The organism is Pedococcus cremeus, from assembly GCF_900111375.1.
Classification (GTDB): Bacteria; Actinomycetota; Actinomycetes; order Actinomycetales; family Dermatophilaceae; genus Pedococcus_A; species Pedococcus_A cremeus.
Genome location: NZ_FOHB01000002.1, coordinates 67,067 through 90,059, shown reverse-complemented (window position 1 = coordinate 90,059; position 22,993 = coordinate 67,067). Strand labels below are relative to the sequence as shown.

At 72.6% G+C, this 22,993-nt stretch carries 24 protein-coding genes; 9 read left to right on the top strand and 15 right to left on the bottom strand.

What is annotated here, in order from left to right:
* Window positions 1–230: 230 nt before the first annotated feature.
* A complete protein-coding gene (locus BMW78_RS04070) occupies window positions 231–635 on the bottom strand; it encodes a VOC family protein (protein WP_091756729.1) in 405 nt (134 codons plus the stop codon).
* A gap of 94 nt (window positions 636–729) precedes the next feature.
* On the opposite strand from BMW78_RS04070, the gene BMW78_RS04065 reads away from it, so the two are divergent.
* Window positions 730–1,530, top strand: coding sequence for an HAD-IIA family hydrolase (locus BMW78_RS04065; protein WP_091757365.1), 801 nt, complete (start codon window positions 730–732; stop codon window positions 1,528–1,530).
* Between the two features lie 74 nt (window positions 1,531–1,604).
* Here the strand turns inward: BMW78_RS04065 and metF are convergent, their stop codons facing one another.
* A complete protein-coding gene (metF, locus tag BMW78_RS04060) occupies window positions 1,605–2,543 on the bottom strand; it encodes a methylenetetrahydrofolate reductase [NAD(P)H] (protein WP_091756727.1) in 939 nt (312 codons plus the stop codon).
* Window positions 2,544–2,664: 121 nt separating this feature from the next.
* Between metF and BMW78_RS04055 the strand changes: the two genes are divergently transcribed.
* On the top strand, window positions 2,665–3,750 hold the full coding sequence (locus tag BMW78_RS04055; protein WP_091756725.1) for a polyprenyl synthetase family protein: 1,086 nt from the start codon (window positions 2,665–2,667) through the stop codon (window positions 3,748–3,750).
* A 76-nt stretch (window positions 3,751–3,826) separates the two neighbouring features.
* Here the strand turns inward: BMW78_RS04055 and BMW78_RS04050 are convergent, their stop codons facing one another.
* A complete protein-coding gene (locus BMW78_RS04050; protein WP_245735649.1) occupies window positions 3,827–4,234 on the bottom strand; it encodes an Rv2175c family DNA-binding protein in 408 nt (135 codons plus the stop codon).
* A gap of 248 nt (window positions 4,235–4,482) precedes the next feature.
* Here BMW78_RS04050 and BMW78_RS04045 point away from each other — a divergent pair, with 248 nt between their 5' ends.
* The 3 genes from BMW78_RS04045 (at window position 4,483) to BMW78_RS04035 (ending at window position 8,811) form a co-directional block, all read left to right on the top strand.
* The gene (locus tag BMW78_RS04045; protein ID WP_091756723.1) at window positions 4,483–5,832 is read left to right on the top strand and encodes a LysM peptidoglycan-binding domain-containing protein; all 1,350 of its coding nucleotides are present in this window, start codon (window positions 4,483–4,485) and stop codon (window positions 5,830–5,832) included.
* Window positions 5,833–5,932: 100 nt separating this feature from the next.
* Window positions 5,933–7,855 carry a Stk1 family PASTA domain-containing Ser/Thr kinase gene (gene pknB / locus BMW78_RS04040; RefSeq protein WP_091756721.1) on the top strand — a complete coding sequence of 641 codons (1,923 nt, stop codon included), beginning with the start codon at window positions 5,933–5,935 and terminating at the stop codon, window positions 7,853–7,855.
* Window positions 7,856–7,875: 20 nt separating this feature from the next.
* Window positions 7,876–8,811, top strand: a complete 936-nt coding sequence (locus BMW78_RS04035) for a DMT family transporter (RefSeq protein ID WP_091756719.1) — start codon at window positions 7,876–7,878, stop codon at window positions 8,809–8,811.
* Between the two features lie 3 nt (window positions 8,812–8,814).
* Here the strand turns inward: BMW78_RS04035 and BMW78_RS04030 are convergent, their stop codons facing one another.
* A complete protein-coding gene (locus BMW78_RS04030; protein WP_281247062.1) occupies window positions 8,815–9,846 on the bottom strand; it encodes a threonine aldolase family protein in 1,032 nt (343 codons plus the stop codon).
* 80 nt (window positions 9,847–9,926) lie between these two features.
* Window positions 9,927–11,279, bottom strand: a complete 1,353-nt coding sequence (locus BMW78_RS04025; protein ID WP_091756717.1) for a class II 3-deoxy-7-phosphoheptulonate synthase — start codon at window positions 11,277–11,279, stop codon at window positions 9,927–9,929.
* Window positions 11,280–11,672: 393 nt separating this feature from the next.
* On the opposite strand from BMW78_RS04025, the gene BMW78_RS04020 reads away from it, so the two are divergent.
* On the top strand, window positions 11,673–12,179 hold the full coding sequence (locus tag BMW78_RS04020; protein WP_245735647.1) for a DinB family protein: 507 nt from the start codon (window positions 11,673–11,675) through the stop codon (window positions 12,177–12,179).
* 29 nt (window positions 12,180–12,208) lie between these two features.
* Here BMW78_RS04020 and BMW78_RS04015 read toward each other — a convergent pair whose 3' ends face one another.
* The 3 genes from BMW78_RS04015 to BMW78_RS04005 are packed head-to-tail and all read right to left on the bottom strand — an operon-like array spanning window position 12,209 to window position 15,001.
* Window positions 12,209–12,898 (bottom strand): response regulator, encoded by a 690-nt coding sequence (locus BMW78_RS04015; protein WP_091756713.1) that lies wholly within the window; start codon window positions 12,896–12,898, stop codon window positions 12,209–12,211.
* Window positions 12,895–14,091: a MacS family sensor histidine kinase gene (gene macS / locus BMW78_RS04010; RefSeq protein WP_177180263.1), complete on the bottom strand. Its 1,197-nt coding sequence runs from the start codon at window positions 14,089–14,091 to the stop codon at window positions 12,895–12,897. The genes BMW78_RS04015 and macS overlap by 4 nt, the downstream gene beginning before the upstream one ends.
* 7 nt (window positions 14,092–14,098) lie before the next feature.
* A complete protein-coding gene (locus BMW78_RS04005; RefSeq protein ID WP_091756709.1) occupies window positions 14,099–15,001 on the bottom strand; it encodes a lysophospholipid acyltransferase family protein in 903 nt (300 codons plus the stop codon).
* 122 nt (window positions 15,002–15,123) lie between these two features.
* Between BMW78_RS04005 and BMW78_RS04000 the strand changes: the two genes are divergently transcribed.
* The 3 genes from BMW78_RS04000 (at window position 15,124) to BMW78_RS20655 (ending at window position 17,425) form a co-directional block, all read left to right on the top strand.
* Window positions 15,124–15,885: an alpha/beta hydrolase gene (locus BMW78_RS04000; protein WP_091756707.1), complete on the top strand. Its 762-nt coding sequence runs from the start codon at window positions 15,124–15,126 to the stop codon at window positions 15,883–15,885.
* Window positions 15,886–15,932: 47 nt separating this feature from the next.
* Window positions 15,933–16,541, top strand: a complete 609-nt coding sequence (locus BMW78_RS03995; RefSeq protein WP_091756705.1) for a hypothetical protein — start codon at window positions 15,933–15,935, stop codon at window positions 16,539–16,541.
* Window positions 16,542–16,627: 86 nt separating this feature from the next.
* Window positions 16,628–17,425: a hypothetical protein gene (locus tag BMW78_RS20655; protein ID WP_177180262.1), complete on the top strand. Its 798-nt coding sequence runs from the start codon at window positions 16,628–16,630 to the stop codon at window positions 17,423–17,425.
* A gap of 10 nt (window positions 17,426–17,435) precedes the next feature.
* On the opposite strand, the gene BMW78_RS03985 is transcribed toward BMW78_RS20655, so the two are convergent.
* Genes BMW78_RS03985 through BMW78_RS03955 form a run of 7 tightly spaced genes read right to left on the bottom strand, consistent with a single transcriptional unit; the run spans window position 17,436 to window position 22,864 of the window.
* Window positions 17,436–18,113 carry an endonuclease/exonuclease/phosphatase family protein gene (locus BMW78_RS03985; RefSeq protein ID WP_091757360.1) on the bottom strand — a complete coding sequence of 226 codons (678 nt, stop codon included), beginning with the start codon at window positions 18,111–18,113 and terminating at the stop codon, window positions 17,436–17,438.
* A 14-nt stretch (window positions 18,114–18,127) separates the two neighbouring features.
* Entirely contained in the window at window positions 18,128–19,174 is a 1,047-nt protein-coding gene (locus BMW78_RS03980; RefSeq protein WP_143056137.1) for an ROK family glucokinase, read from the bottom strand.
* On the bottom strand, window positions 19,171–20,154 hold the full coding sequence (locus tag BMW78_RS03975; RefSeq protein WP_143056136.1) for an ROK family glucokinase: 984 nt from the start codon (window positions 20,152–20,154) through the stop codon (window positions 19,171–19,173). Before BMW78_RS03975 ends, BMW78_RS03980 begins: the two co-directional genes overlap by 4 nt.
* A complete protein-coding gene (locus tag BMW78_RS03970; RefSeq protein WP_091756701.1) occupies window positions 20,151–20,741 on the bottom strand; it encodes a hypothetical protein in 591 nt (196 codons plus the stop codon). The genes BMW78_RS03975 and BMW78_RS03970 overlap by 4 nt, the downstream gene beginning before the upstream one ends.
* The gene (locus BMW78_RS03965; protein ID WP_091756699.1) at window positions 20,734–21,999 is read right to left on the bottom strand and encodes an ArsA family ATPase; all 1,266 of its coding nucleotides are present in this window, start codon (window positions 21,997–21,999) and stop codon (window positions 20,734–20,736) included. Before BMW78_RS03965 ends, BMW78_RS03970 begins: the two co-directional genes overlap by 8 nt.
* Before the next feature lie 57 nt (window positions 22,000–22,056).
* Window positions 22,057–22,503: an SRPBCC family protein gene (locus tag BMW78_RS03960; RefSeq protein ID WP_091756697.1), complete on the bottom strand. Its 447-nt coding sequence runs from the start codon at window positions 22,501–22,503 to the stop codon at window positions 22,057–22,059.
* 10 nt (window positions 22,504–22,513) lie between these two features.
* Window positions 22,514–22,864 carry a hypothetical protein gene (locus BMW78_RS03955; protein WP_091756695.1) on the bottom strand — a complete coding sequence of 117 codons (351 nt, stop codon included), beginning with the start codon at window positions 22,862–22,864 and terminating at the stop codon, window positions 22,514–22,516.
* Window positions 22,865–22,993: the final 129 nt, after the last annotated feature.

The window sequence follows — 22,993 nt, the reverse complement described above, 5'->3', positions numbered from 1 at the left end:
CGTGGGAATGCCAGGTGCCCGACGAGCAGGCCACGAGGGCAGCACCGCGTAGGGCCATTCCGGATGGCCCGCCGTCGAAGGGCGTGGTCATGACCGAGGCCTACTTCCGGAGAGCCCACGGGGCTGACCGGCTTCGTGACAGGCTGGTCCGCTGACGGCCCAGCTGCCCACGTCATTGCTTCGGTGACCGAAGCCGAGCCCACGGCCTCCCGCCAGCCGACCTCACAACCTCACGCCGTCGTGGCCCCCTGCATCGCTCCTTGGTGGATGCAGAGGACGTTGCCGTCGGGGTCGAGGAACCAGGCGGCCCGGTCACCGTCGATCTCGGCGATGTGGTTGACGGTCTTCAGACCGGGCAGGTCGTAGTCCTCGAAGGTGATGCCGCGCGACTCGAGCTCGGTCATCTCCTTCTCGACATCGGTGACCTGCCAGCTCATGGCCGTGCTCTTGGACTGGGTGCCGGCCTCGCGGGGCAGCAGCACCAGTGCGTCGCCGTGGGCCAGGCTGAACATCAGCTCCCCGGCACTGTTGGCCCCCTGGAACGGCAGACCGAGCCGGTCCGCGTAGAACTCCTTGGCGCGATCGGTGTCCGTGACCGGCAGCATCGTCGCGATCGTGCTCGTGGTGAGGGACATGGTGAGCACCTCCTTCGACGCCCACCAGCGTCCTCCCGTCCCGGTTGGCGGCGCCATCCCCCACCGTGACCAGCCCACGGGCACAATGAACGCCATGACGACGCCCCGACCGGTCGAGTGCTGGCTCACGGACATGGACGGCGTGCTCGTCCACGAGGAACGTGCCATCCCCGGGGCCAGTGACTTCATCAAGGCGCTGATCGCGACCGGTCGCCGCTTCCTGGTGCTGACGAACAACTCGATCTTCACCCCGCGTGACCTGCGAGCGCGCTTGCGCGCCAGTGGGATCGACGTGCCGGAGCAGTCGATCTGGACGTCGGCTCTCGCGACCGCGCAGTTCCTCGACGACCAGCGACCGGGCGGCTCCGCCTACGTCGTCGGAGAGGCCGGCCTCACGACCGCGCTGCACGACATCGGCTACACGCTCACCGAGCGGGACCCGGACTACGTCGTGCTCGGCGAGACCCGCACCTACTCCTTCGAAGCGATCACCACAGCGATCCGCTTGATCGAGAAAGGATCTCGCTTCATCGCGACCAACCCCGACCCATCGGGCCCGTCACCGGCCGGCACGCTGCCCGCGACCGGATCGGTCGCCGCGCTCATCACGACCGCGACCGGTGCGCAGCCCTACTTCATCGGCAAGCCGAACCCGCTCATGATGCGCAGCGCCCTCAACCGCATCGACGCCCACTCCGAGTCGACCGTGATGATCGGCGACCGCATGGAGACCGACATCATCAGCGGCCTCGAGGCCGGCCTGCGCACCCTCCTCGTGCTGACCGGTTCCACCCGTCCCGACCAGGTGCACCGGTTCCCCTACCAGCCGACGCGGGTCCTCGACTCGATCGCCGACGTGGTCCCGCTCGTGGAACAGCTCCAGCCCGTGCCCTGAGGCCCTTCGGGCCCAGCCGGTATGCCGCGGGCCCGCCTCGCGCGCTCAGCCGGCGCTCCGCGCGCCTAACGCGCTCAGCCGGCGTTCTCGACGCTGGCCACCGGCAGGTCGAGGTTGCCGTAGACCTCGAGAGTCGCCGTCGACCGGTTCATGGTGATGAAGTGCAGGCCCGGAGCACCCTCGGCCAGCATGCGCTCGGCGAGCTCGGTGGCAACCTGCACTCCCACCTCGCGAATCGCCTGCGGGTCGTCGGCGACCGCCTCGAGCCGGCTGACGACGGCCGGCGGCAGCGGGGTGCCCATGAGCTCGGACATGCGGGCGATCTGCTTGAAGTTGGTCACCGGCATCAGGCCCGGCGTGATCGGCAGGTCGCAGCGCGCGGCGACGGCGTCGCGCAGGCGCAGGTAGGAGTCGGCGTCGAAGACCATCTGCGTCACCGCGAAGGACGCACCCGCCGCGTGCTTGCGGACGAGGACCTCGACGTCGTGCTCGAGGTTCGGCGACTCGGGGTGCACGTCGGGGAAGGCGGCCACACCGACGGTGAAGTCCCCGAGGCCGCGGACGAGCCGCACGAGGTCCTCGGCGTGGTCGAGCCCCTCGGGATGGGCGACCCACGGGCCGCGCACGTTGCCCGGGGGGTCACCCCGCAGGGCGAGGATGCTGCGGACTCCGGCCGCGGCATACTGCCCCACCACCTGGCGCAGCTGCGCCACCGAGGCGTTCACGCAGGTGAGGTGCGCCAGCGGCGTCAGCGTCGTCTCCCGGGCGATGCGCTCGGTGACGCGCACCGTGCGGTCCTGGGTGGTGCCCCCGGCTCCGTAGGTGACGGAGACGAAGTCGGGGCGCACCCGCTCGAGCCGGCGGATGGCCTCCCACAGCACCGCCTCGGACGCGTCGTCCTTCGGCGGGAAGAACTCGAAGCTGATCGACGGCCGCTGGGCAGCGAGCATCCGCGGGATCGACCGGGTGATGTTCTCCGGTCGACGCAGCCGGGAGGGCTGTCCGAGTGCCATGCGGCGAGCGTAGTTGAGTTGGCCGCACGTTAGGCTCAGGTCAACACATCCTGAGACCCGCCGGGCCGCCACGGGACAGCACGGACCACCACCGACGGCCCACCGCCCGTGAGGAGATGCCGTGGGCAACCCGCTCGATGCCGCCGACCTGCGCAGCCGTGTGCAGGAGTGCGTCGACGCCGAGCTGGCCTCGCAGTCGGCGGTGCTCGCCGAGGTCGGGCCCGACACGGAGCAGCTGCTGGCCGCCGTGCGCGCGCTGCTCTCCGGCGGGAAGCGGCTGCGCGCCGCCTTCCTGTACTGGGGCTACCGGGCCGCGGGCCAGCCCGACTCCCCCGGACTGATCCGCCTCGCCACCGCCATGGAGTTCTTCCAGGCCGCCGCCCTCATCCACGACGACGTCATGGACGACAGCGACACCCGCCGCGGCCTCCCCGCCGCCCACCGGGCGCTGGCTGCGCGACACAACGACGAGGACTGGTCCGGGGACGCCGACCGCTTCGGCGTGGCCGGCGCCATCCTGGCCGGCAACCTCTGCCTCAACTGGACCGAGGAGCTGTTCTCCACCTCCGGCCTGCCCGCCGAGCACCTCGCCCGCGGCCGGGCCGTCTTCGACCGCATGCGCACGCAGCTCATGGGCGGCCAGTTCCTCGACGTGGTCGAGTCGGCGCGCTCGTGGGACGGCCTCACCACCGCGGAGCGGGTCGAGCGCGCCAGCCGCGTCATCCGCTACAAGAGCGCGAAGTACACCATCGAGCACCCGCTCCTCATCGGTGCCACCGCCGGCGGGGCGAGCGAGCCCGACCTCGTCGCCCTCTCCCGCTACGGCCTCGACCTCGGCCACGCCTTCCAGCTGCGCGACGACCTCCTGGGCGTCTTCGGCGACCCTGCGGCCACGGGGAAGCCGGCCGGCGACGACCTGCGCGAAGGCAAGCGCACCGTGCTCATCGCGCACACGCTCGAGGGTGCCGACGAGCGCGGCCGAGCGGTCATCGACGCCGGGCTCGGCCGCCCCGACCTCGACGCGCAGGGCGTGGAGGAGATGCGAGAGGTGATCGTCTCCTCCGGAGCCGTCGACGCGGTCGAGGCCGAGATCGCCGGGCTCGCCGACGCCGCACGGCTGGCGCTGAAGTCGACTGGGAACCTGGCCGGGGAGGCGCTCGACGTGCTCGACGCGCTCATCGACTTCTCGACGGCCCGCTCCGCCTGAGGCGAGACACCCGGTATGCCGCCACTGCGGCATACCGGGTCGGCCCACCGCGGGCGGTGGGCCGGACGGCATCGGGTCAGATGGCGGTCTCCATCGCCCGCCGGCGCACCTCGGTCTTGAACCCGGAGGCCAGCGCGTCGACCGGCGCACCCTGGACGGGCAGCGTGTCGTCGGGGGTGAACAGCCAGCGCAGGATCTCCTCGTCGTCCATCCCACCGTCGGTGAGCACGGTGAAGGTGCCCTTCAGGTGCGGCATCGCCTTCTCGTCGAGGAAGCGGGCGGGCACGTGCACCACGCGGCGCTCGCCGAGGCGGGCGGCGAGGAGCTCGCGGTCCTCGATCATCCGACGCACGGCCGACAGCGGCACGCCCAGCCGCTCGGCCACGTCGGGCACGGTCAGCCATTCGCCGACGAGCTCCTCGAGGGGGGTCTCGCTGGGCTCGGTCGCCGGTTCGGCGGGGGTGTTCAGGGCCTCGTCAGTCACGCGGAACAGCCTGCCAGCGAACGGCGGCAAATCAAATTACATCGATGTAAGTCGATATGAGTGCTCGAGATGTGGTGTACCTTCACACCAGCCACACTGACAACACAGATCTCACGCGACTGTATTGACCCCACGCGACTTCACTGACCACACGAGCCTCACCAGCCCGCCGAGACACAGGGGGCGACCGGTCCGACCAGCGGCTGGACGACCACGTCTCGCGGGGGGCGCGCTGAAAGGACTCCCCCATGTCTCCGGTCTTCGCCCACCTGCCGGCCACGTCGCCGGCGGCGCTGCCCCAGACGGCGATCGTCCAGAGGAGCAGGCCGGCCCCGCACGGCTGGACCACCCACGTCGTCCGCAGCGGTGACACGGTCGCCGACCTCGCCGTCCGCTACGGCACGACCAACGGCGTGATCGTGCAGAAGAACCACCTGCGCGCCGGTGGCGCCATGCTCCAGGTGGGTCAGCGCCTGACGGTGCCGCGCACCGCGAAGATGGCCGCCCAGGCAGCCGCCCGCGCCAAGGCGGCCCGCGTCGCGGCCGCGAAGAGGAGAGCCGCGGAGATCCGGCGCACCACCTACACCGTGCGCTCGGGTGACACGCTCAGCGGTATCGCCAGCAAGCGCCACGTCTCGCTCGCCTCACTGCTGAAGCGCAACAAGCTCAGGGCCAGCTCCACCATCTACGTCGGCCAGAAGCTGCGGCTCCCGGGCTCCGGTGGCGGCTCCTCCGCGTCCTCGGGCGCCCGCCGCACCGCCTCCCACACCTACGCCACCGCGCGGTACCGGGTGAAGTCGGGCGACACCCTCGGCGCCATCGCCCAGCGCGCGAAGATGCCGCTCGGCACCCTGCTCAAGCTCAACCACCTCTCGACGCGCAGCGTGATCCACCCCGGCCAGGTGCTCAAGGTCAAGGGCAAGAAGGCCGCCGCCCACAGGCCCGCTGCCACCGGTCGCTACAACGTGCGCTCCGGCGACACCCTGAGCGCCATCGCCGTGCGGCTCGGCACCACGCAGGCCGCGCTCGTCAAGCTCAACAGGCTGCGCAACCCGCACAGCCTGCAGGTGGGCCAGAAGCTGCGGGTCCCGGCCCGCGCCAAGGCCAAGCCCGCCTACAGCAGCAACACGTTCGCCGGACGCACGTACCCGAACGCGGTGGTGCGGGCGGCTGCGAGGAACCGCGACCACCTGGCCCGTGCCGCGGTCCCCAGCCGGGCCCAGACCCGCCAGATCATCGTCAGCACCGCCCGGCGCCACGGCGTCGACCCGCGCCTGGCCCTGGCCGTCAGCTGGCAGGAGTCGGGCTGGAACCAGCGCCAGGTGTCGGTGGCCAACGCGATCGGCGTCATGCAGGTGATCCCCTCCTCCGGCGAGTGGGCCTCCCAGATGGCCGGACGCCGGCTCAACCTGCTGCGCACCCAGGACAACGTCACCGCCGGTGTCGTGATCCTGCGCTCGCTCACCCGCTCGGCGAAGAACACCGACCAGGCCATCGCCGGCTACTACCAGGGGCTCTACTCCGTGCAGCACCACGGCATGTACGCCGACACCAAGCGCTACGTCGCCGCCGTCAAGGCCCACCGGGCCCGCATGTGAGCGGTCCGAGGTAACGATCCGGCCGCTGATCCCCGGCACGAACCGCCCCACCGGGGGGTGGCTGTCGGGGATCGGCCCCAAACCTCCGTAGACTCTCCGGGTGTCCTCTGGTGTGACCGAGTCCCTCGTCGGGCATGTGCTCGACGGGCGATACCGCGTCCTGTCGCACATCGCCGACGGCGGCATGGCGACGGTCTACCTCGCCCTCGACACCCGCCTCGACCGTGAGGTGGCGCTGAAAGTCATGCGTCCGGGCCTCGCCGCCGACGAGACCTTCGTCAGCCGGTTCCGCCGCGAGGCCCGCTCGGCCGCCCGGCTGTCCCACCCCAACGTGGTCGCCGTCTTCGACCAGGGCGAGGACGACGGCACCATCTTCCTGGCCATGGAGTACGTGCCCGGCCAGACCCTGCGCGAGGTCATGCAGGCCGAGGGCCCGCTCACGCCCCGCGCGGCTCTCGACTTCCTCGACCCCATGCTGCAGGCGCTCGCCTCCGCGCACCGGGCCGGCATCATCCACCGCGACGTCAAGCCCGAGAACGTCATCCTCCGCGAGGACGGCACCGTCAAGGTCGCCGACTTCGGCCTCGCCCGTGCCGTCACCACGCAGACCACCGCCGCGCAGACCGGCATGCTGCTCGGCACGGTCGCCTACCTCTCCCCCGAGCAGGTCGAGCGCGGCATCGCCGACGCCCGCAGCGACGTGTATGCCGCGGGCCTGATCCTGTTCGAGATGCTCACCGGTGAGAAGGCGTTCACCGGTGACACCCCCATCCACGTGGCCTACCAGCACGTGCACGGCTCGGTGCCCGTGCCGTCGTCGCGCGTGGCCGACGTGCCGCCGGAGCTCGACGCCCTCGTGGCGCACGCGACCTCCCGCGACCCCGACCAGCGGCCGGCTGACGCCGACGGCTTCCTCGCCGAGGTCCGCAACACCCGGCGCGCCCTCAGCCCCACCGAGCTCGACCACCGCCCCGAGGGCGCGGCGGCCGCGGCCGGGGGTGCCAGCACGGTCCCCGTCGCCCGCACCACCGCCCTCCCCCTCGGCGCGGGTGCAGCAGGTGCCGGTGCCGCCGACGCCGCGCACACCCAGGTGGTCAGCCGGTCCGATCGGGCCGACCAGCGCGCCGAGGAGCGGCGCGACCGCGGTCCTTGGCGGTGGGTCGTGGCCGCACTGGTACTGCTCGCCGCCGTCGCCGCCGGGCTGTGGTACTTCACGATGGGCCCGGGCTCGCCGACCGTCGTGCCCGTCGTCGCCGGCAAGACCTACGAGCAGGCGACGCGCGAGCTGACGGCCGCCCACCTGAACGCCAAGCGCGTCAACGCCTTCGACGAGAAGGTGGCCAAGGACACGGTGATCTCGGGCAACCCGGGGGCCGGGGCCGAGGTCGGCCGCAGCACCACCGTCACCCTCACGGTCTCCAAGGGCCCCGAGCGCTACACGGTGCCCGAGCTGGTCGGCAGCACCGAGACCGAGGCGAAGGCCCGGCTGGAGGAGAAGCGGCTGTCGCTGGGCAACACCAGCCAGGCCTTCGACGAGAAGGTCCCTGCCGGGCAGATCGTCTCCACCACCCCCAAGGCCGGCACCGCCCTCAAGCGCGGCGCCGCCGTCAACATCGTGGTGAGCAAGGGGCGGCAGCCCATCGAGGTCCAGGACTTCACCGGCAAGCCCGCCGACCAGGCCGTGGGCGCCCTCACCGACGCGGGGCTCCAGGTCGATGCGACCAAGCAGGAGTTCAGCACCGACGTGCCCAAGGGCAGCGTGATCTCCCAGTCACCTGCCACCGGCACCCTCTACCGGGGCGACAAGGTCACCCTGGTCGTGTCCAAGGGCCCCGAGATGGTCAAGGTGCCCGACGTGCAGGGCAAGCAGATCGACGAGGCCCAGAAGATCCTCGAGGCCGCCGGCTTCAAGGTCAAGGTCGACAGCTTCATGGGCGGCATCTTCGGCACCGTCCGCAGCCAGGACCCCGGCGCCAACGCCGATGCCCCCAAGGGCAGCACCGTTACCCTCGTCGTGGTCTGAGCCGAGCCGGTGCTCCCGCGATGACGGCTCGCCCTGCCGCGCGCTCCTCGGCCCGTTCGGCGCGCCTCGCCACGCTGCTGCTCATGGGCGTGACCGCGGTCTGGGGCTCCACCTTCTTCCTCATCCGCGACCTCGTGGTGCATGTGCCGTCGGCCGACTTCCTCGCCGTGCGGTTCGCCATCGCGGCCGTGGTCATGTTCGCGGTGTTCCGCCGCCAGACGCTTGCACTGTCGCGCGCCGACCTGCTGACCGGCATCGGACTCGGCGTGCTCTACGGGGCTGCCCAGCTGCTGCAGACCACCGGGCTGGAGCACACCGACGCCTCCGTCTCGGGCTTCGTCACCGGCACCTACGTCGTCCTGACCCCGGTGTTCGGCGCCCTGATCTTCCGCGACCGGATCGCGCCCTCCACGTGGGTGGCCGTCGGGCTCGCCACGGCCGGGCTCGCCGTGCTGTCGCTGCGCGGGCTGGCGGTCGGCTACGGAGAGGCGCTGACCCTGGCCTCCGCGGCGCTCTACGCGCTGCACATCATCGGCCTGGGCCGCTTCAGCAGGGCCCACACCGCCACCGGCCTGGCGACCGTGCAGGCGTTCGTGATCGCCCTGATGTGCTCCGTCGCCGCCGTGCCCGACGGCCTCACGCTGCCGTCTGACGGCGGCCAGTGGGCCTCGCTGCTCTACATGGCCCTGGTCGCGGGGGCTGTCGCCCTGTGGGCCCAGACCTGGGCGCAGTCACACCTTCCCGCCACGCGGGCGGCGATCGTCATGACCCTCGAACCGGTGTTCGCGGCGTTCTTCGCCGTGCTGGCGGGCGGCGAGCGGCTGACCGCACGGATGCTCGGCGGTGGCGCCCTGGTGCTGACGGCGATGTACGTCGTCGAGCTGCTCGGACGCCGCACACCGGAGACGACGGCGGAGCAGGACCCACCCGCCGAGCTGCTCCACCACGAGGTCTGAGCGCTACTGCGGTCCCTTGGCCAGCAGGGGCACCAGCTCGGTGACGGCCAGGTCGGTGCCGGCATCGTCGACGTCGAGGTGCCAGACGAGGCGCACGGCGGTGCCGGACACGGCATACAGGCGCACGCCGCGCTCGGCGGCCGCGGCGACGAAGTCGGCCGACGTCCAGCCGGCGACCGAGACGTCGAGGATGACGATGTTGGTCTCGACGCGGGTGGGGTCGATGCTGCCGGGCGCCGCCTCGGCGGCGGCCTCGGCGAACCGGCGCGCGCGGGCGTGGTCGTCGGCGAGCCGCTCGACGTGGTGGTCGAGGGCCCAGAGGCCGGCGGCGGCGAGGATGCCGACCTGGCGCATCCCACCGCCGAACCGCTTGCGCCAGATGCGGGCCTCTGCCATCTGCTCCGCCGAGCCGACGAGCACCGAGCCGACCGGCGCCCCGAGGCCCTTGCTGAGGCAGACGCTGACGGTGTCGAACAGCCGGCCGTAGGTCTCGAGGGCGACGCCGGTGGCCACGTGGGCGTTCCAGAGCCGCGCCCCGTCGAGGTGCAGGGCCACACCGCGCTCGCGGGTGCCGGACCGCAGGGCCTCGATCTGCTCGAGCGGCTGGACCGTGCCGCCGCCGAAGTTGTGGGTGTTCTCGACGACCACCAGGCGCGTGTTGACCTGGTAGGCACCGCCGTCGGGGATCATCAGCGCGAGCGGCTGCGCGGCGTCGAGCAGGCCATGCGGCCCCACCCAGGAGCGCGAGCTGATGCCCGAGAGCACTGCGGCAGCACCCATCTCGGCTCGCAGCACGTGGGCGAGCGAGTCGGCCACCAGCTCCTCCCCCGGCTTGACGTGCAGCCGGATGCCGAGCTGGTTGGCCATCGAGCCGGTGGGGGTGAACAGCCCGTCCTCGTGGCCGAGCAGCCCGGCGACGCGCTGCTCCAGCTCGCGGACCGTCGGGTCCTCGCCGAAGACGTCGTCACCGACCACGGCGGAGGCCATGGCCGCCCGCATGCCCTCGGTGGGGCGGGTCAGCGTGTCGGAGAGCAGGTCGACGGCAGGCGTGCTGATGGTGTCCCCCTGGGTGAGGTGGTGCGGCTCGGTGGTCTCGTCGTCAGTCGGTCTCGTCGTCAGTCGCGGGAGATCATCTCCGCGACCAGGAACGCCAGCTCCAGGCTCTGCTGGTGGTTCAGGCGCGGGTCGCAGACACTCTCGTAGCGCTTGTTGAGGTCCTCGTCGAGGATCTTCTCGCTGCCGCCGAGGCACTCGGTGACGTCGTTGCCGGTCAGCTCGACGTGGATGCCGCCGGGCACCGTGCCGAGGCCCTGGTGCACCTCGAAGAAGCCGCGGACCTCCTCGACGACGTCCTCGAAGTCGCGGGTCTTGTAGCCCGACGCCGACTCGAAGGTGTTGCCGTGCATCGGGTCGCAGATCCACGTCACCAGCGCGCCGGAGGCGGTGACCTTCTCGACCAGGTGCGGGAGCGCCTCGCGCACGGTCCCGGCACCCATGCGGGTGATGAAGGTCAGCCGGCCCGGCTCACGGTCGGGGTCGACCTTGTCGATCAGGCGCAGGACGTCGTCCGGGTGCGCCTTGTTCGACAGCTTCACGCCGATCGGGTTGCGCACCTTGGAGACGAAGTCGACGTGGGCACCGTCGAGGTCGCGGGTGCGCTCGCCGATCCAGATGAAGTGGCCCGAGGTGTCGTAGAGGTCACCGGTGCGGCTGTCGACGCGGGTCAGCGGGCGCTCGTAGTCGAGCAGCAGCGCCTCGTGCGCCGAGAAGAACTCGGTCGTCTTCATCGCCTCGAAGTCGGCGCCACAGGCCTGCATGAACTTCATGGCCTTGTCGATGTCGCGGGCCAGCCGCTCGTAGCGCGAGTTGGCGGCGTTGGCGACGAAGCCGCGGTTCCAGTCGTGCACGTGCCGCAGGTCGGCGAAGCCACCCGTGGTGAAGGCGCGCACGAGGTTCAGGGTCGCGCTGCTCGCGTGGTAGGCCCGCACCAGGCGCTGGGGGTCCGGCGTGCGGGCGGCCTCGGTGAACTCGTAGTCGTTGACCATGTCACCGCGGTAGGCCGGCAGGGTCACACCCTCACGGGTCTCGTTGCCGCTGCTGCGGGGCTTGGCGTACTGCCCCGCCATTCGACCGATCTTGACCACGGGCACCGACGCGCCGTACGTCAGCACGGCGGCCATCTGCAGGATCGTCTTCACCCGGTCGCGGATGTTGTCGGCCGTGGCGCTGGCGAAGGTCTCGGCGCAGTCACCGCCCTGGAGCACGAACGCGTCACCGCGTGCGGCCGCCGCCATCCGCGAGCGCAGCACGTCGCACTCACCGGCGAACACCAGTGGCGGATAGGTCGCCAGCGTCGCGATCGCGTCGGCAAGCTGCGCGGCGTCCGGCCAGTCCGGCTGCTGGGCAGCGGTGAGGTCGGCGCCGGCCGCGAGGCTGGCGAGGGCGTCGGAGGCGTGCGGGGTGCTCACGTGGTCAAGGATAGGTCTCCGCCGTCACCGCCCCTGCCGGGGCCCGTATGCCGGGACCGCACCGACGGCATCCCCGTCCCCCAGCGGTGGCCAGCCGTACGTCATCGTGCCGATCTCGCGCGGTCGACACGCACGCGACGGGCACGTCAGGCGGCGGAGGTCCACGGCACCATGGAGCGGGATCCTCGAGACGTGAACCGGTCACTCGTGGTGTGCAAGCTCCTGGGCCACCGGTGGCATGTGCAGAGGGGCACCGAAGGCGAGCGCTTCAAGCGCTGCGAGCGCTGCGGTTCGGTCACCGACGCCGAACGGCACCGCATGTACCCTGCCTAGCCTCGGCCGCCCTGGGACGCTCCCTTGCCGCTGACGGACCCGCTTGGGATGCTGCGCGTCGTGTCCAACCTTCCCACCACCCTCGCCGAGGACGTCTTCCACCAACCCCTGCGCGCCCAGCTCGAGGTGTTCCTCGACGAGCACCGCCAGGTGCTGCACGACTGCCTGGACGGGCTGACCGAGGAGCAGGCCCGGCGCTCCCTCGTGCCGTCGCGCACGACGCTGCTCGGCCTGGTCAAGCACGCCACCTTCGTCGAGAAGGTGTGGTTCGACGAGGGGGTCACCTGCCGCCCCCGCTCCGAGATCGGCATCCCGGACACGCCCGACGAGTCGTTCGTGCTCGATGACGGCGACACCATCGCCTCGGTGCAGCAGGCGCACCGCGAGGCGTGCGAGGCCTCGCGGCGCGCGACGGCCGACCTGGGGCTCGACGACCTGCTGCACGGCAACCGGCGCGGCCCGCTCCCGCTGCGCTGGGTCTACCTGCACATGCTCCGCGAGCTGGCCCAGCACGGCGGCCACGCCGACATCCTGCGCGAGCAGGTGCTCGCCGCGGCCAGGGACTGAGGCCGCCGGCTGGGCTCGCGCGAACGGCGTCAGGCGGTCGGCGTCTCCAGCCCGCGGGCGATGGCGAACCGGACGAGCTCGACCCGGTTGTGCAGCTGCAGCTTGCCGAGCGTGTTCTGCACGTGGTTCTGCACGGTGCGGTGCGAGATGAACAGCTCGGCGGCGATCTCCTTGTAGGACATGCCGGTCGCCACGAGCTTGAGCACCTCGGTCTCGCGGGCGGTCAGCTCCGGCACCTCCCGGCCGGCCTCCTGCGGCGGCTCGCTGGAGATGCGGCGGAACTCGCCCAGCACCAGCCCGGCCAGGCCCGGCGTGAACACCGCCTCGCCGCGCGCCGTGGCCCGCACCGCCTCGATGATCTCCGGGCTCGACGCCGACTTCACGAGGTAGCCGGTCGCCCCGGCCTTGACCGCGTCGAGCACGTCCTGGTGCTCGCCGCTGGCCGAGAGGATAAGCACCCGGGTCTCGAGCCCACCCACGGCCCGGCAGACCTCGTGGCCGGCCAGCCCGGGCAGGTTGAGGTCGAGCACCAGCACGTCGGGGCGGGTCGCCTTGGTCCGGTTGACCGCGCCCGGCCCGTCGCTGGCGGTCGCCACGACCGACAGACCCGCCTCGGTGAGGTCGCGCGCCACGGCGTCGCGCCACAGCGGGTGGTCGTCGGCCACCACCACCGTCACCGGTCGGTCGCCGCCGGCCACCCCGTCCACTGACTCGGTCATACCCGCTCTCCCCCGCTCGCCGGGTGCGGCGCGCGCTTGGGCGCCCGCATCCGCACCGTCACTCCCGATCCCTCGCGGACGACCCACTCCGCGTCGCCCCCACAATCGCGCAGCCGGCCGCGGATGCTCGACGACACGCCGAGCCGGCCGTCGGCGGCGGCCTCGTCGAGCCGGCCGGGCGGCATACCGGCGCCGTTGTCGCGGACCGTGAGCTCGACGGTGTCGCCCTCGTCCTCGACCAGCACCCACGCCTGCGCGCCCTCGCCGGCGTGCTGGCGCACGTTGTCGAGGGCCGCGCCCACTGCCGCCGCGAGCTCGGTGGCGGTCGGCGCCGGCACCAGCACCGCGTCGGCAGGGGCCACCACCTGCACGCGCTCGCCGGCGTGCCGCGACAGGAGCGCCCGCAGGTCGACCTCGCCGTCGGGCGGGAGCTGTTCGTCGGCCTCGGTGGCCGTCACCAGGGCGCGGAGACGGCGCTCCTGCTCGGCCGCCATGCCGCCGAGGTCGGCGGCCTCGCCGCCGAGCTGGCCGCCGCGCCGGTTGATGAAAGCCAAGGTCTGCAGCACGCCGTCGTGCACGGTGCGCGCCAGGCGCTCGCGCTCGCGCACCCGCGCCTCCAGCGCGAGGGCCGCCCGCAGCTTGGCATGCCCCTCGCGGGCGAGGTCCACGGCATACCCGATGAGGGTGCCGATGAGGAGGAGCAGCACGACGTTGTTGACCGTGTGGAAGGTCGGGTCCTGCACCTCGAGCAGGTCGACCACGCCGATGACGAGGGCGGCGAGGAAGCCGCCCTTGCGGCCGAGCAGCACCGCGGCCGAGACGACCGCCGCCGCCGGCCAGAACGTGGGCAGAGTGGGCGACCCGGCATGGATGACCGGCTCGCGGTCGACCACACGGGTCGCGAGGATGGCGCCGGCGGCCAGTGCCAGCTCGACCAGGACGAGGGTCAGCGTGCGACGACGGTGCACCACGAGGAACGCGGTCCAGGCCGCCAGCACGCCGAGCACCGCCCACGCCACCTCGGGGCGCACCATCTGCTCCTGCCGGCTCCACGCGGCATACACGGCGTAGGCGAGCGCGAGTGGGCGCAGGACGTCGATGCCCTTCCAGAACGCCTCGACGACACCCGGCTCGTCCGACCGTTCGTCCGACCGTTCGTCCGGCCGCTCGTCGGGCTGCCCGCGGTCGGTCACCGCCGGCTCAGCTGGCCGCGCGCTCGTCGGGCGGCACGTCGCGGCCGTCCGGCTGCTCGTCGCCATGCCCACCGTCGGGGGTGGTCTCGTCGATGTCGGCGGCCGCGTCGTCGACCTTCGGCTCGCGCCGGCGGAGCTTGCCCTCAGCGGCGTCGAGCGCCTCCTCGAGCTCCTTGACGGCGGCACCCGGGCGGGCGGCCTCCTGCAGCTCGCGGGCCTTGCTCTTGGCCGCGGCGAGGATGCGGTCCTTCATCGAGGTGGCGTACATGTCGACGTACTCCTGCCCCGAGAGCAGCATCAGCTCGTACATGATCTCGTCGGTGATCGAGCGCAGGACGAAACGGTCGTCCTCCATGCCCTCGTAGCGGGAGAAGTCCAGCGGCTTCCCGATCCGGATGCCGATGCGCATGATCTTCGGCACGACCTTGCCGGTGGGTTGGGCCTTGTCGGTGCCGATCATCGCCACCGGCAGCACGGGACAGCCCGCCTCGAGCGCCATCCGCGCGACGCCGGTGCGGCCACGGTAGAGACGGCCGTCAGGGGAACGGGTTCCCTCGGGGTAGATGCCGAGCACCTCGCCGCGGCGCAGCACCTTCAGGCCGGAGCGCAGCGCCGCCTCGCCCGCGCGGCCACCGCTGCGGTCGATGGGCAGCTGTCCGACGCCCTTGAAGAAGGCGGCCGTCATGCGGCCCTTCACGCCCCGGCCGGTGAAGTAGTCGGCCTTGGCCAGGAAGGTGACCCGTCGCTCGATCACCAGGGGCAGGAAGATCGAGTCCGAGAACGAGAGGTGGTTGCTCGCCAGGATCGCCGGGCCGTCCTCGGGGATGTTCTCCTCCCCCTCGACCCACGGTCGGAAGAGCAGCTTGAGGATCGGTCCGAGGACGACGGTCTTCAGAACCCAGTAGAACAACGTGGCACCTCCCTCCTGTGACGCGCTGAACTCTACGACACTATCGACGTCACCATGCCCCCGTGCGAGGATGCGCGCGACCGATCGCGCGCCGTGCCGGCGCCCGTCCCACAGGAGTCCGCGTGCCCGTCCTGCCCGGCGCAGAGCCCTATGCCCACGACGGCTCAGACGTGGGCGTCCTGCTGATCCACGGCTTCAGCGGAAACCCCCAGAGCATGCGCCCGTGGGGCGAGCACCTCGCCGAGGCGGGCTTCACGGTGCGGGTGCCCCGCCTGCCCGGTCACGGCACCACCTGGCAGGAGATGAACCGCACCCGCTGGCAGGACTGGTATGCCGTGGCAGACCGTGAGTTCCGTGAGCTCCGCGAGCGCTGCAGCCACGTCTTCGTCGGCGGCCTGTCGATGGGAGGCTCCCTCGCACTCGCCATCGCCGAGGAGCACGGACCGCGGGTGTCCGGGCTGGTGCTGGTCAACCCGGCGGTGAAGTTCAACGACTGGCGGCTGCGCCTCATCCCGGTCCTGAAGTACGTCATGCCGAGCGCGGCTCCCATCGGCAGCGACATCAAGAAGCCGGGCGTGACCGAGCTCGCCTACGAGCGGGCGGCGGTGCACGCCGCGCACTCGCAGTTCGTCGCGTGGCGCACCGTCGTGCGTGACCTGCCCGAGGTGACCCAGCCGGTGCTGCTGCTGCGCTCCACCGAGGACCACGTCGTCCCGGCGGCCAGCTCGGAGCTGATCCTGTCGCAGATCTCGAGCCAGGACGTCACCGAGATCCTGCTGCACGAGAGCTACCACGTGGCTACCCTCGACAATGACGCGCCGCGTATCTTCGAGGAGTCGGTGGCCTTCATCGAGCGGCTCAGCAGCGAACGGCTCAGCTCCTAGCCACCGCGGGGAGAGACGACGCCGGCGGCGGGTCAGGACGGAGAACCATGAGCGACAGGGACGTTGACGCCCAGTTCGCGGACATCATCGCGCACTGGGACGACGTGGCGCCCCTGCCGGACCGCGGCCCCGACGCGCCCCAGACCAACGAGCCGCCGGCCGACCTCGCCGGGCTCGACGACCTCGACGACCCGACCGCTGACCCGCCCGGGTCGGCGTCGGGACCCGACCGAGCCACCCCGCCTGCACGGCCCTTCGGCGTCAACCCGTCCCCGCTGCGCGGGACCCCCTCCCCGCTGGGCGACAGCATCCCGGTCTGGCGGGGGGCCACGACGAGCGCGGTGCCCGGCCGCACCGACGGCGGCACCGGTGCCCGTGACGGGAACGACGCGGGGGACGACGAGGACGAGCACTTCCACCCCGGCCCCACGGCGCCGCTGCCGCCGCAGGAGGACCTCCACTTCTGGGGCATCGTCGTCGGCCTCGTCGCCGGGCCGCTCCTGCTCCTGTGGCAGGTGATCTTCCACAGCGCCGACCTCAGCACCTGGTGGGTCCTCGGCTCGCTCGGCCTCACCGTCATGGGCTTCGTGCTGCTGGTGCTGCGCCAGCCCAAGAGCCGCGACGAGGACGACCACGACGACGGAGCCCGGGTCTAGCCGCTCCCGCCCGACCTCAACCGTTCGGCTGGCATCGCGCGCGACTTCGCCGTCGGTCGGGGGCTGCGCCACTAGTTTCCCGGGCCATGAGACCTCGGCTCGTCGCGCAGCAGTCGTCGTGGATGCGCGCCCGTGACCTGACGCCGCCCGAGTCCGTGACCGGACCTCCAGGAGCCGGACCCAGCGCCGCGTTGTACGGGCCGCCCGCCTCACCGGTCGTCCTCGCCCTCGCGTCAGCGATGGCGGCGGCGGGGGCACTGCAGGCCCTGAGGCACTTCGCCCTCGCCGGCTTCCTGATCTTCGGTGTGCTGTCGGCTGCCTGCGGGTACGCCTCCATCGTGCAGTGGCGCCAGTCCCGTGCCCCCAGCGTGCTGGTCGGGCCGGGCGGGGTCTGGCTGGCCGGCACCGACCGGGAGCCCGGACGCGCCATCGCCTGGCCCCAGGTTGCCGAGCTCGTCTTCTGCACCGTGACCGAACGGCGCGTGTTCGACCGGCAGTCCGGGGTGCGGGCGAGGCCGCAGCGGGCGCTCGCCGTCCGGCTGGCCGACCCGCCGCCCCTGTCGGAGCAGGACCGGCAGCAGGTGGAGCAGCTCTCGGCCGCGGCGCCCGCCCTGCGGGAGACCCTGCTGACGAGCCTGACGACCTTCCTCGCCCTGCCCTACCGACGCGTGGCTCGCTCGGCCGCCTCGCAGGCGCCGGTACTGGCGGAGGTCGTGCACCGGTACGCCCCGCACGTCGCGGTCGTCGAGGGGCCACCGGTCGAGCTCGACATGGCGTGGCGGCCCGGGTCGGACACCGCGCTCCCGCCGGGCCTGCTCGGCGAGGCCGTCCGCTCGCCCCTCCAGCGGCTCGGCGTGGTGGACCCCACCGACACCCGTCCCTGAACCGCGACCGTCAGACCGTCGGCGTCTCGAGGTCGACCCACACGGGGCGGTGGTCAGTGGCCGCCACCAGGTCGGCCTCCGGGAGGTCGACGTCGGCGTGCGGCAGCACCGCCACCTCCGGGGAGGCGAAGACCACGTCGAGCAGCCGGCGCGGGCTGCGGGCCGGGAAGGTCGGCGTGGTGGGTGAGACCAGCCGGAGCCCGGCGGCGAACAGCTGCCACGCCTTGCCGGTCTCACCCTCGTTGAGGTCCCCTGCCAGGACGACGGGTCCGCCGCCGGAGAGGCTCCGCAGGACCTGACCTGCGTGCCGCTCGCGCTCCGTGGCGTCGAGGCTCAGGTGCACGCTGGCCACGACCAGCGGTTGGTGACCCGGCGACGCGACGCGGGCGACGGCATACCCCCGGGTGCGCTGCAGGCGCGCCACCCGCAGGCGGTGGTGACGCGACTCGGCCACCTGGACGCGTAGCGACGTGAAGATCGTGGTGCCGCCGCTGCCGCGGTGCCGCCCCGACCAGTACAGGCCACACCGGGCCGCGAACGCCGCGACCCGGAACGACGAGAACAGCCGGCGCGGCACCTCCTGCAGGCACAGCACGTCGGGGTCGATCGCGCGGATGACGCGAGCCGCCGCGGCGGGGTCGTCCTTGAAGTCGCGCAGGTTGTAGGAGGCCACCCGGATGCTGCCCACGTCGCTCCCCCGCCTCAGCCCCGGACCACCGGGTCGGCAGCGACCCCGGGGTCCGCGCCCGCGCCGACCCCGGGGTCCGCGCCCGCGCCCACCCGGGCGAGGTCGGCGGCGCCGATGAGGCCCGCCTCGTTGCCGAGCTGCGCCGCGACGATGCCGGCCTCGGGCCGGTAGCCGCGACCGGTGAGGTGCTTGCGGAAGGTCTCGCGGGCCGGACCCAGGAGCAGGTCACCCGCCGCGCTCACGCCACCGCCGATGACGAACAGGCCTGGGTCGAAGGCGGCGGCGAGGTTGGCGATGCCGACACCGAGCCACGACCCGATCTCGGCGAGGAGCTCCACGGCGGTCTGGTCGCCCGCCTGCGCCGCCTCGGTGATGAGGGGGCCGGTGAGGTTGGCGGGGTCGCCGCCGACCCGGTCGAGCAGGTCACTGGCGATGGGGCTGTTGGCGGTCATGAGCGAGCGCGCCTCGCGCACAAGGGCGTTGCCGGAGGCGTACTGCTCCCAGCACCCCCGGTTGCCGCACTCGCAGCGCTGCCCGCCGGGCACGACCTGCATGTGGCCGAACTCGCCGGCGATGCCGAAGCGGCCGCGCACCACCTGCCCGTTCATGAGCAGCGCCCCGCCGATGCCGGTGCCGAGCGTCACCATCATCACGTGCGTCTCGCCGCGAGCGGCGCCGAAGCGCCACTCCGCCCAGGCGGCGGCGTTGGCGTCGTTGTCGACGAAGATCGGCACGGGCACCCGGCGCTGGAGCGCGTCACGCAGCGGCTCGTGCCGCCACGACAGGTGGGGGGCGAAGACCACGGTCGCCCGGTCCGCGGCGACGAAGCCCGCGGCCCCGATGCCCACCGCGACGACCGCGCCGGGCCCGACCACCTCGAGCAGCTCGTCGACGACCTCCACGATGGTGTTCTCGACGACACCGGGCTTCTTCGAGCGGTGCGGGGTGTCGCGCCGGGCGCGGTGCAGCACCGCGCCCTCGTTGTCGACGACTCCACCGGCGACCTTGGTGCCGCCGATGTCGATGCCGATGCTGAGGGCCGGCTGCTGCTCGGCCGTCACTCCGTGATCCCCCGTCGGGGGCCCTCGCCGATCCCCTCGGCCGCGATCGCCGCCGCTCCGATCAGGCCGGCGTCGTTGCCCAGCGTGGCCGGCACGATGTGGGCCATCGGCCGGTGGCCGCGGCCGGTGAGCTGCCGGGCGTATGCCGCGCGGATGGGCTCGAGCAGGAGGTCACCGGCCTCGGCGACCCCGCCGCCGATGACGATGAGCTCGGGGTCGAGGATCGCCGCCACGGAGGCCGCCCCCTCACCGATCCACGTGCCGAGGTCCGCGATGAGCTCCACCGCAGCCGGGTCGCCGCCCTGCGCCACCTCGGTGATGTCGCGTCCGCGCAGGTTCTTGGGGTCGCCTCCGCAGGCGTCCGCGAGCGCAGCGCCGTGCGGCGTGCCGGACGAGACCAGCTCCCTGGCCTCCCGCAGCAGGGCGTTGCCCGAGGCGTACTGCTCCCAGCAGCCCCGGTTCCCGCAGCCGCAGCGGATGCCGCCGGGCACCACGCGCATGTGGCCGAGCTCGCCGCCGACGCCGTACGCGCCGCGGAGCAGCTTGCTGTCGTTGACGATGCCGCCCCCGACGCCGGTGCCGATGGTGAGGAGCACCATGTCGTCGGCCTCGCGCGCCGCGCCGAAACGGAACTCGCCCCACGCCGCGGCGTTGGCGTCGTTCTCGATGGTGACCGGGTAGCGGACCAAGGCCTCCAGCCGCTGCTTCAGCGGCTCGTCGCGCCAGGCGAGGTTGGGTGCGAACAGCACGTGCGACCCGGTGCGGTTGACGAACCCGGCGCAGGCCACACCGACCCCGACGACCTCCTGGTCGGTGCCGCCCGCCAGCTCGGCGATGAGGGTCGCGGCGTCGTGGGCGATGCGGTCCGGGTCCTGGGCCGGGGTGTCACACCGCGTCTCGGCGAGGATGGTGCCCTCCGCCGAGACCAGTCCCGCCGCGATCTTGGTGCCGCCGATGTCGAGTCCGATGGTGGCCGTCACGGTGTTGTGCTCTCCTGCCTGGTTCGGGATGGGTCGGTCCTGCGGGGCGGGGCGCCCTGGTCGTCGTCATCCTCGTCATCGACGACGATGTCCTGCACCCGCTGTCCACGAGGTGGCGAGGGCTGCGGGGTCGGCGGCGGCTGGCCGAAGCGGTCGGCCGCGAGGTCCCGCAACGCGCCCGACAGGGCGGCCGCGACGTCGGCGAGCCGCTCGACCGTCTCCGGCCGCACGGTGCGCAGGAGGGCGATGCCCTGGCAGACCGGGCACAGCCGGCACGCCTGTGCCTCCCCCACCCGGGAGCTCACGCCGCAGTGCTCGCACCGGGCGGTGTCTCCGCCGGCGGCGTCCTCGTGGTCCGGTCGCCGATCGCGCCGTTGCCCGTCGGCCGGTCGTCCGTCGTCCGGTTGCCTGTCGTCCGGGCGCGCGCCGGCCGGCTCCGCGTCGGCGCGAGCGTCCGCGTCGGGACGGGCGTCGGCGTGCTGCGCGCGCAGGCCCTCCGCCCATCCGCCGAGCGCCTCGACGAGCCGGGCCGTCTCCTCGGCCACGGAGCCCACCGGCTCGCGCTCCTGTCGGCCGTGCTCAGCCACGGGGCCACACCTCCTCGTTCGGGACGAACCGCACCCGCAGCATGCCCTCACGGACTGAGGCACTCCGGACGTCGCATCGTTGCAGGGCTGCGGGCAGTGTCAACACCCGGCGGTGGTCGCCGACCGCCACCAGCAGCTCCTGGTCGCGCCGCTGGAGGGCGACGTCGGAAGCGGTGACCAGCGGCAGCGGCAGGGAGAGAGTGAAGCCGTCGGCGGCGCGGGTGACGGTCAGCCCACGGTGCGCCACCGGCTCGAGCAGGGTGGAGACCCCGGAGCCGTCGGGGTCCTGGGCCGCCGCCAGCTCGTCGAGCGAGTCGGGCCCGATCGGCTCCCGGGCGAGGTAGGGCGAGACCACGACGGGAAGCCCCGCGAAGGACTCGCGCACCTCGACCAGGCCGGCCTGCTGCGCCTCGTTCCACGCGCTGCGCCACGGGTCGGGCGGGGTGCCGTCGCCAGCGTCCCCGGCCGCGTCGGGGAAGACCCGGTTGACCACCACCGCGTCGACGACGAACCCGTACAGGCTGAGCGAGGTCCAGGTGCGCCGCGACTCCGCGATCACCACCCGCTCCGGGGTCAGCACCAGCCGCACCGAGGTGAGGTCGCTCGTGAGCAGCCGCTGCAGCTCGCGCAGGTGTCGGTGCCACCCGGTGACGACCTCCACCACGTCGGGGTCGGGCAGTGGGACACCGACCGCGGCCGCCGCCGCGGGACGCAGCGAGCGGATCAGGCCGCGCTGGCCCGGCAGCAGGCGGTCGAGGTGCCACGCGAGCGCCTCGGGCAGGGCGAGGAGCCGCAGCGTCTCGGCCGTGGGTGCGCAGTCGACCACCACGAGGTCCCAGTCGCCGGACTCGACCTGCGTCCGCAGCTCGAGCAGGGCGGCGACCTCCTCGGCCCCCGGCAGGGAGGTCAGCTCCTCGGCGACCACCGCCTCGATGCCGAGGGTGGCGAGCACCGACATCAGGTAGTCGTGCACCAGGCGCCAGCCGCCGTCGGCGGTGTGCTGGGCGCTGATCTGCAGGGCCGACAAGCCGGGCTCGACCTCGACCGGCACCGGTCGTCGGGGCCCCGTGCCGTGCGGCTCGGTCTGGCTGCCGCCGTGGTGGGCCAGGTCGACGTCGAGGGCGTCACCGAGCGAGTGGGCCGCGTCGGTCGACATGACGAGGGTCTTGATGCCGGCGCGTGCCGCACGCACGGCGGTGGCCGCGGCCGTGGTGGTCTTGCCCACCCCGCCCTTGCCGGTGAAGAGGATGACGCGCATGTGGTGGACCCTGGTGGTCGATGGGAGCCGGTGGCGACGAGCCTGGTACCCGGCGCCTCAGCCCTCGACGCGCTTCTTGAGCTCCTTCAGGGCGGTGTCGATGATGACCTTCTCCGCCTTGCGCTTGAGCATGCCGAGCATCGGGACCTTGACGTCGACCGCGAGCCGGTAGGTCACCGTGGTCAGCTCCTTGGCGGCAGCCGTCAGCGTGTAGGAGCCGTTCATCGCCTTGAGGACCGTGCCCTCGATGAGCTGCCACGAGAGCACGCCGGTGCCGTTCTTGCGGATGTCCCACTCGTAGTCGAGCACGTAGGTGTCCTTGATGACCCCGGCGTCGAGGGTGAACCGCACCTGGTCGGCCCAGCCGTCACCCTCCTCCGACAGCACGGTCACCTGCTTGACCTCGGCAGCCCAGTCCGGGTAGCTCTCGAAGTCGGCGATGACGTCGAGCACCTCGCCCGGCTTGGCGGCGATCTCGATGCTGGACTCTGTGCGGTCGGCCATGGCCGGAAGGCTACAGCGTGGCCTCCTCGAGGCGGTCCTTGAGTGCGTGGACCGCTCTCTTCCAGCGCAGCTGGTGACGACGGGCCACATCGGCAGGGGCCCCGCGACCGCGCGTGCCCCGCACATAGTGGTGCAGGATCACGCCGTCCCACCACGGCTCGATCCACACCTCCATCTCGCCGACGACCGCTCCGTCGACCGTCCAGCGCAGCCCCTTGACCCCCCGGTCGCGCACGAGGGTGCGCTGGAGGTGGGGCCACAGCCGCATCAACCGCTCCTCGTCGTCGAACCAGCCGCGCACGACGGCCGGAGCGACGCGCAGGTAGGTGTCGTCGACGATGTCGACGCGGGCGGCTGTCATGCCTGCAGGGTGCCACGCGGGGCAGCGGCCGGACCGGCCGAGGCTGGCGGGGGGTTGGCCCGGGACACGGGGACGTGGGCTCCCACCCGGACCCTACCGGTGGGTACAGTGCGGTGCAGGCCGCCACCA

What these genes read in the sequence shown, in the direction of transcription:
- BMW78_RS04070 (WP_091756729.1), bottom strand. Translation starts at nt 635, where the DNA reads ATGTCCCTCACCACGAGCACGATCGCGACGATGCTGCCGGTCACGGAC.
- BMW78_RS04065 (WP_091757365.1), top strand. Translation starts at nt 730, where the DNA reads ATGACGACGCCCCGACCGGTCGAGTGCTGGCTCACGGACATGGACGGC.
- metF (WP_091756727.1), bottom strand. Translation starts at nt 2,543, where the DNA reads ATGGCACTCGGACAGCCCTCCCGGCTGCGTCGACCGGAGAACATCACC.
- BMW78_RS04045 (WP_091756723.1), top strand. Translation starts at nt 4,483, where the DNA reads ATGTCTCCGGTCTTCGCCCACCTGCCGGCCACGTCGCCGGCGGCGCTG.
- BMW78_RS04035 (WP_091756719.1), top strand. Translation starts at nt 7,876, where the DNA reads ATGACGGCTCGCCCTGCCGCGCGCTCCTCGGCCCGTTCGGCGCGCCTC.
- BMW78_RS04015 (WP_091756713.1), bottom strand. Translation starts at nt 12,898, where the DNA reads ATGACCGAGTCAGTGGACGGGGTGGCCGGCGGCGACCGACCGGTGACG.
- BMW78_RS03995 (WP_091756705.1), top strand. Translation starts at nt 15,933, where the DNA reads ATGAGCGACAGGGACGTTGACGCCCAGTTCGCGGACATCATCGCGCAC.
- BMW78_RS20655 (WP_177180262.1), top strand. Translation starts at nt 16,628, where the DNA reads ATGAGACCTCGGCTCGTCGCGCAGCAGTCGTCGTGGATGCGCGCCCGT.
- BMW78_RS03965 (WP_091756699.1), bottom strand. Translation starts at nt 21,999, where the DNA reads ATGCGCGTCATCCTCTTCACCGGCAAGGGCGGGGTGGGCAAGACCACC.
- BMW78_RS03960 (WP_091756697.1), bottom strand. Translation starts at nt 22,503, where the DNA reads ATGGCCGACCGCACAGAGTCCAGCATCGAGATCGCCGCCAAGCCGGGC.
- BMW78_RS03955 (WP_091756695.1), bottom strand. Translation starts at nt 22,864, where the DNA reads ATGACAGCCGCCCGCGTCGACATCGTCGACGACACCTACCTGCGCGTC.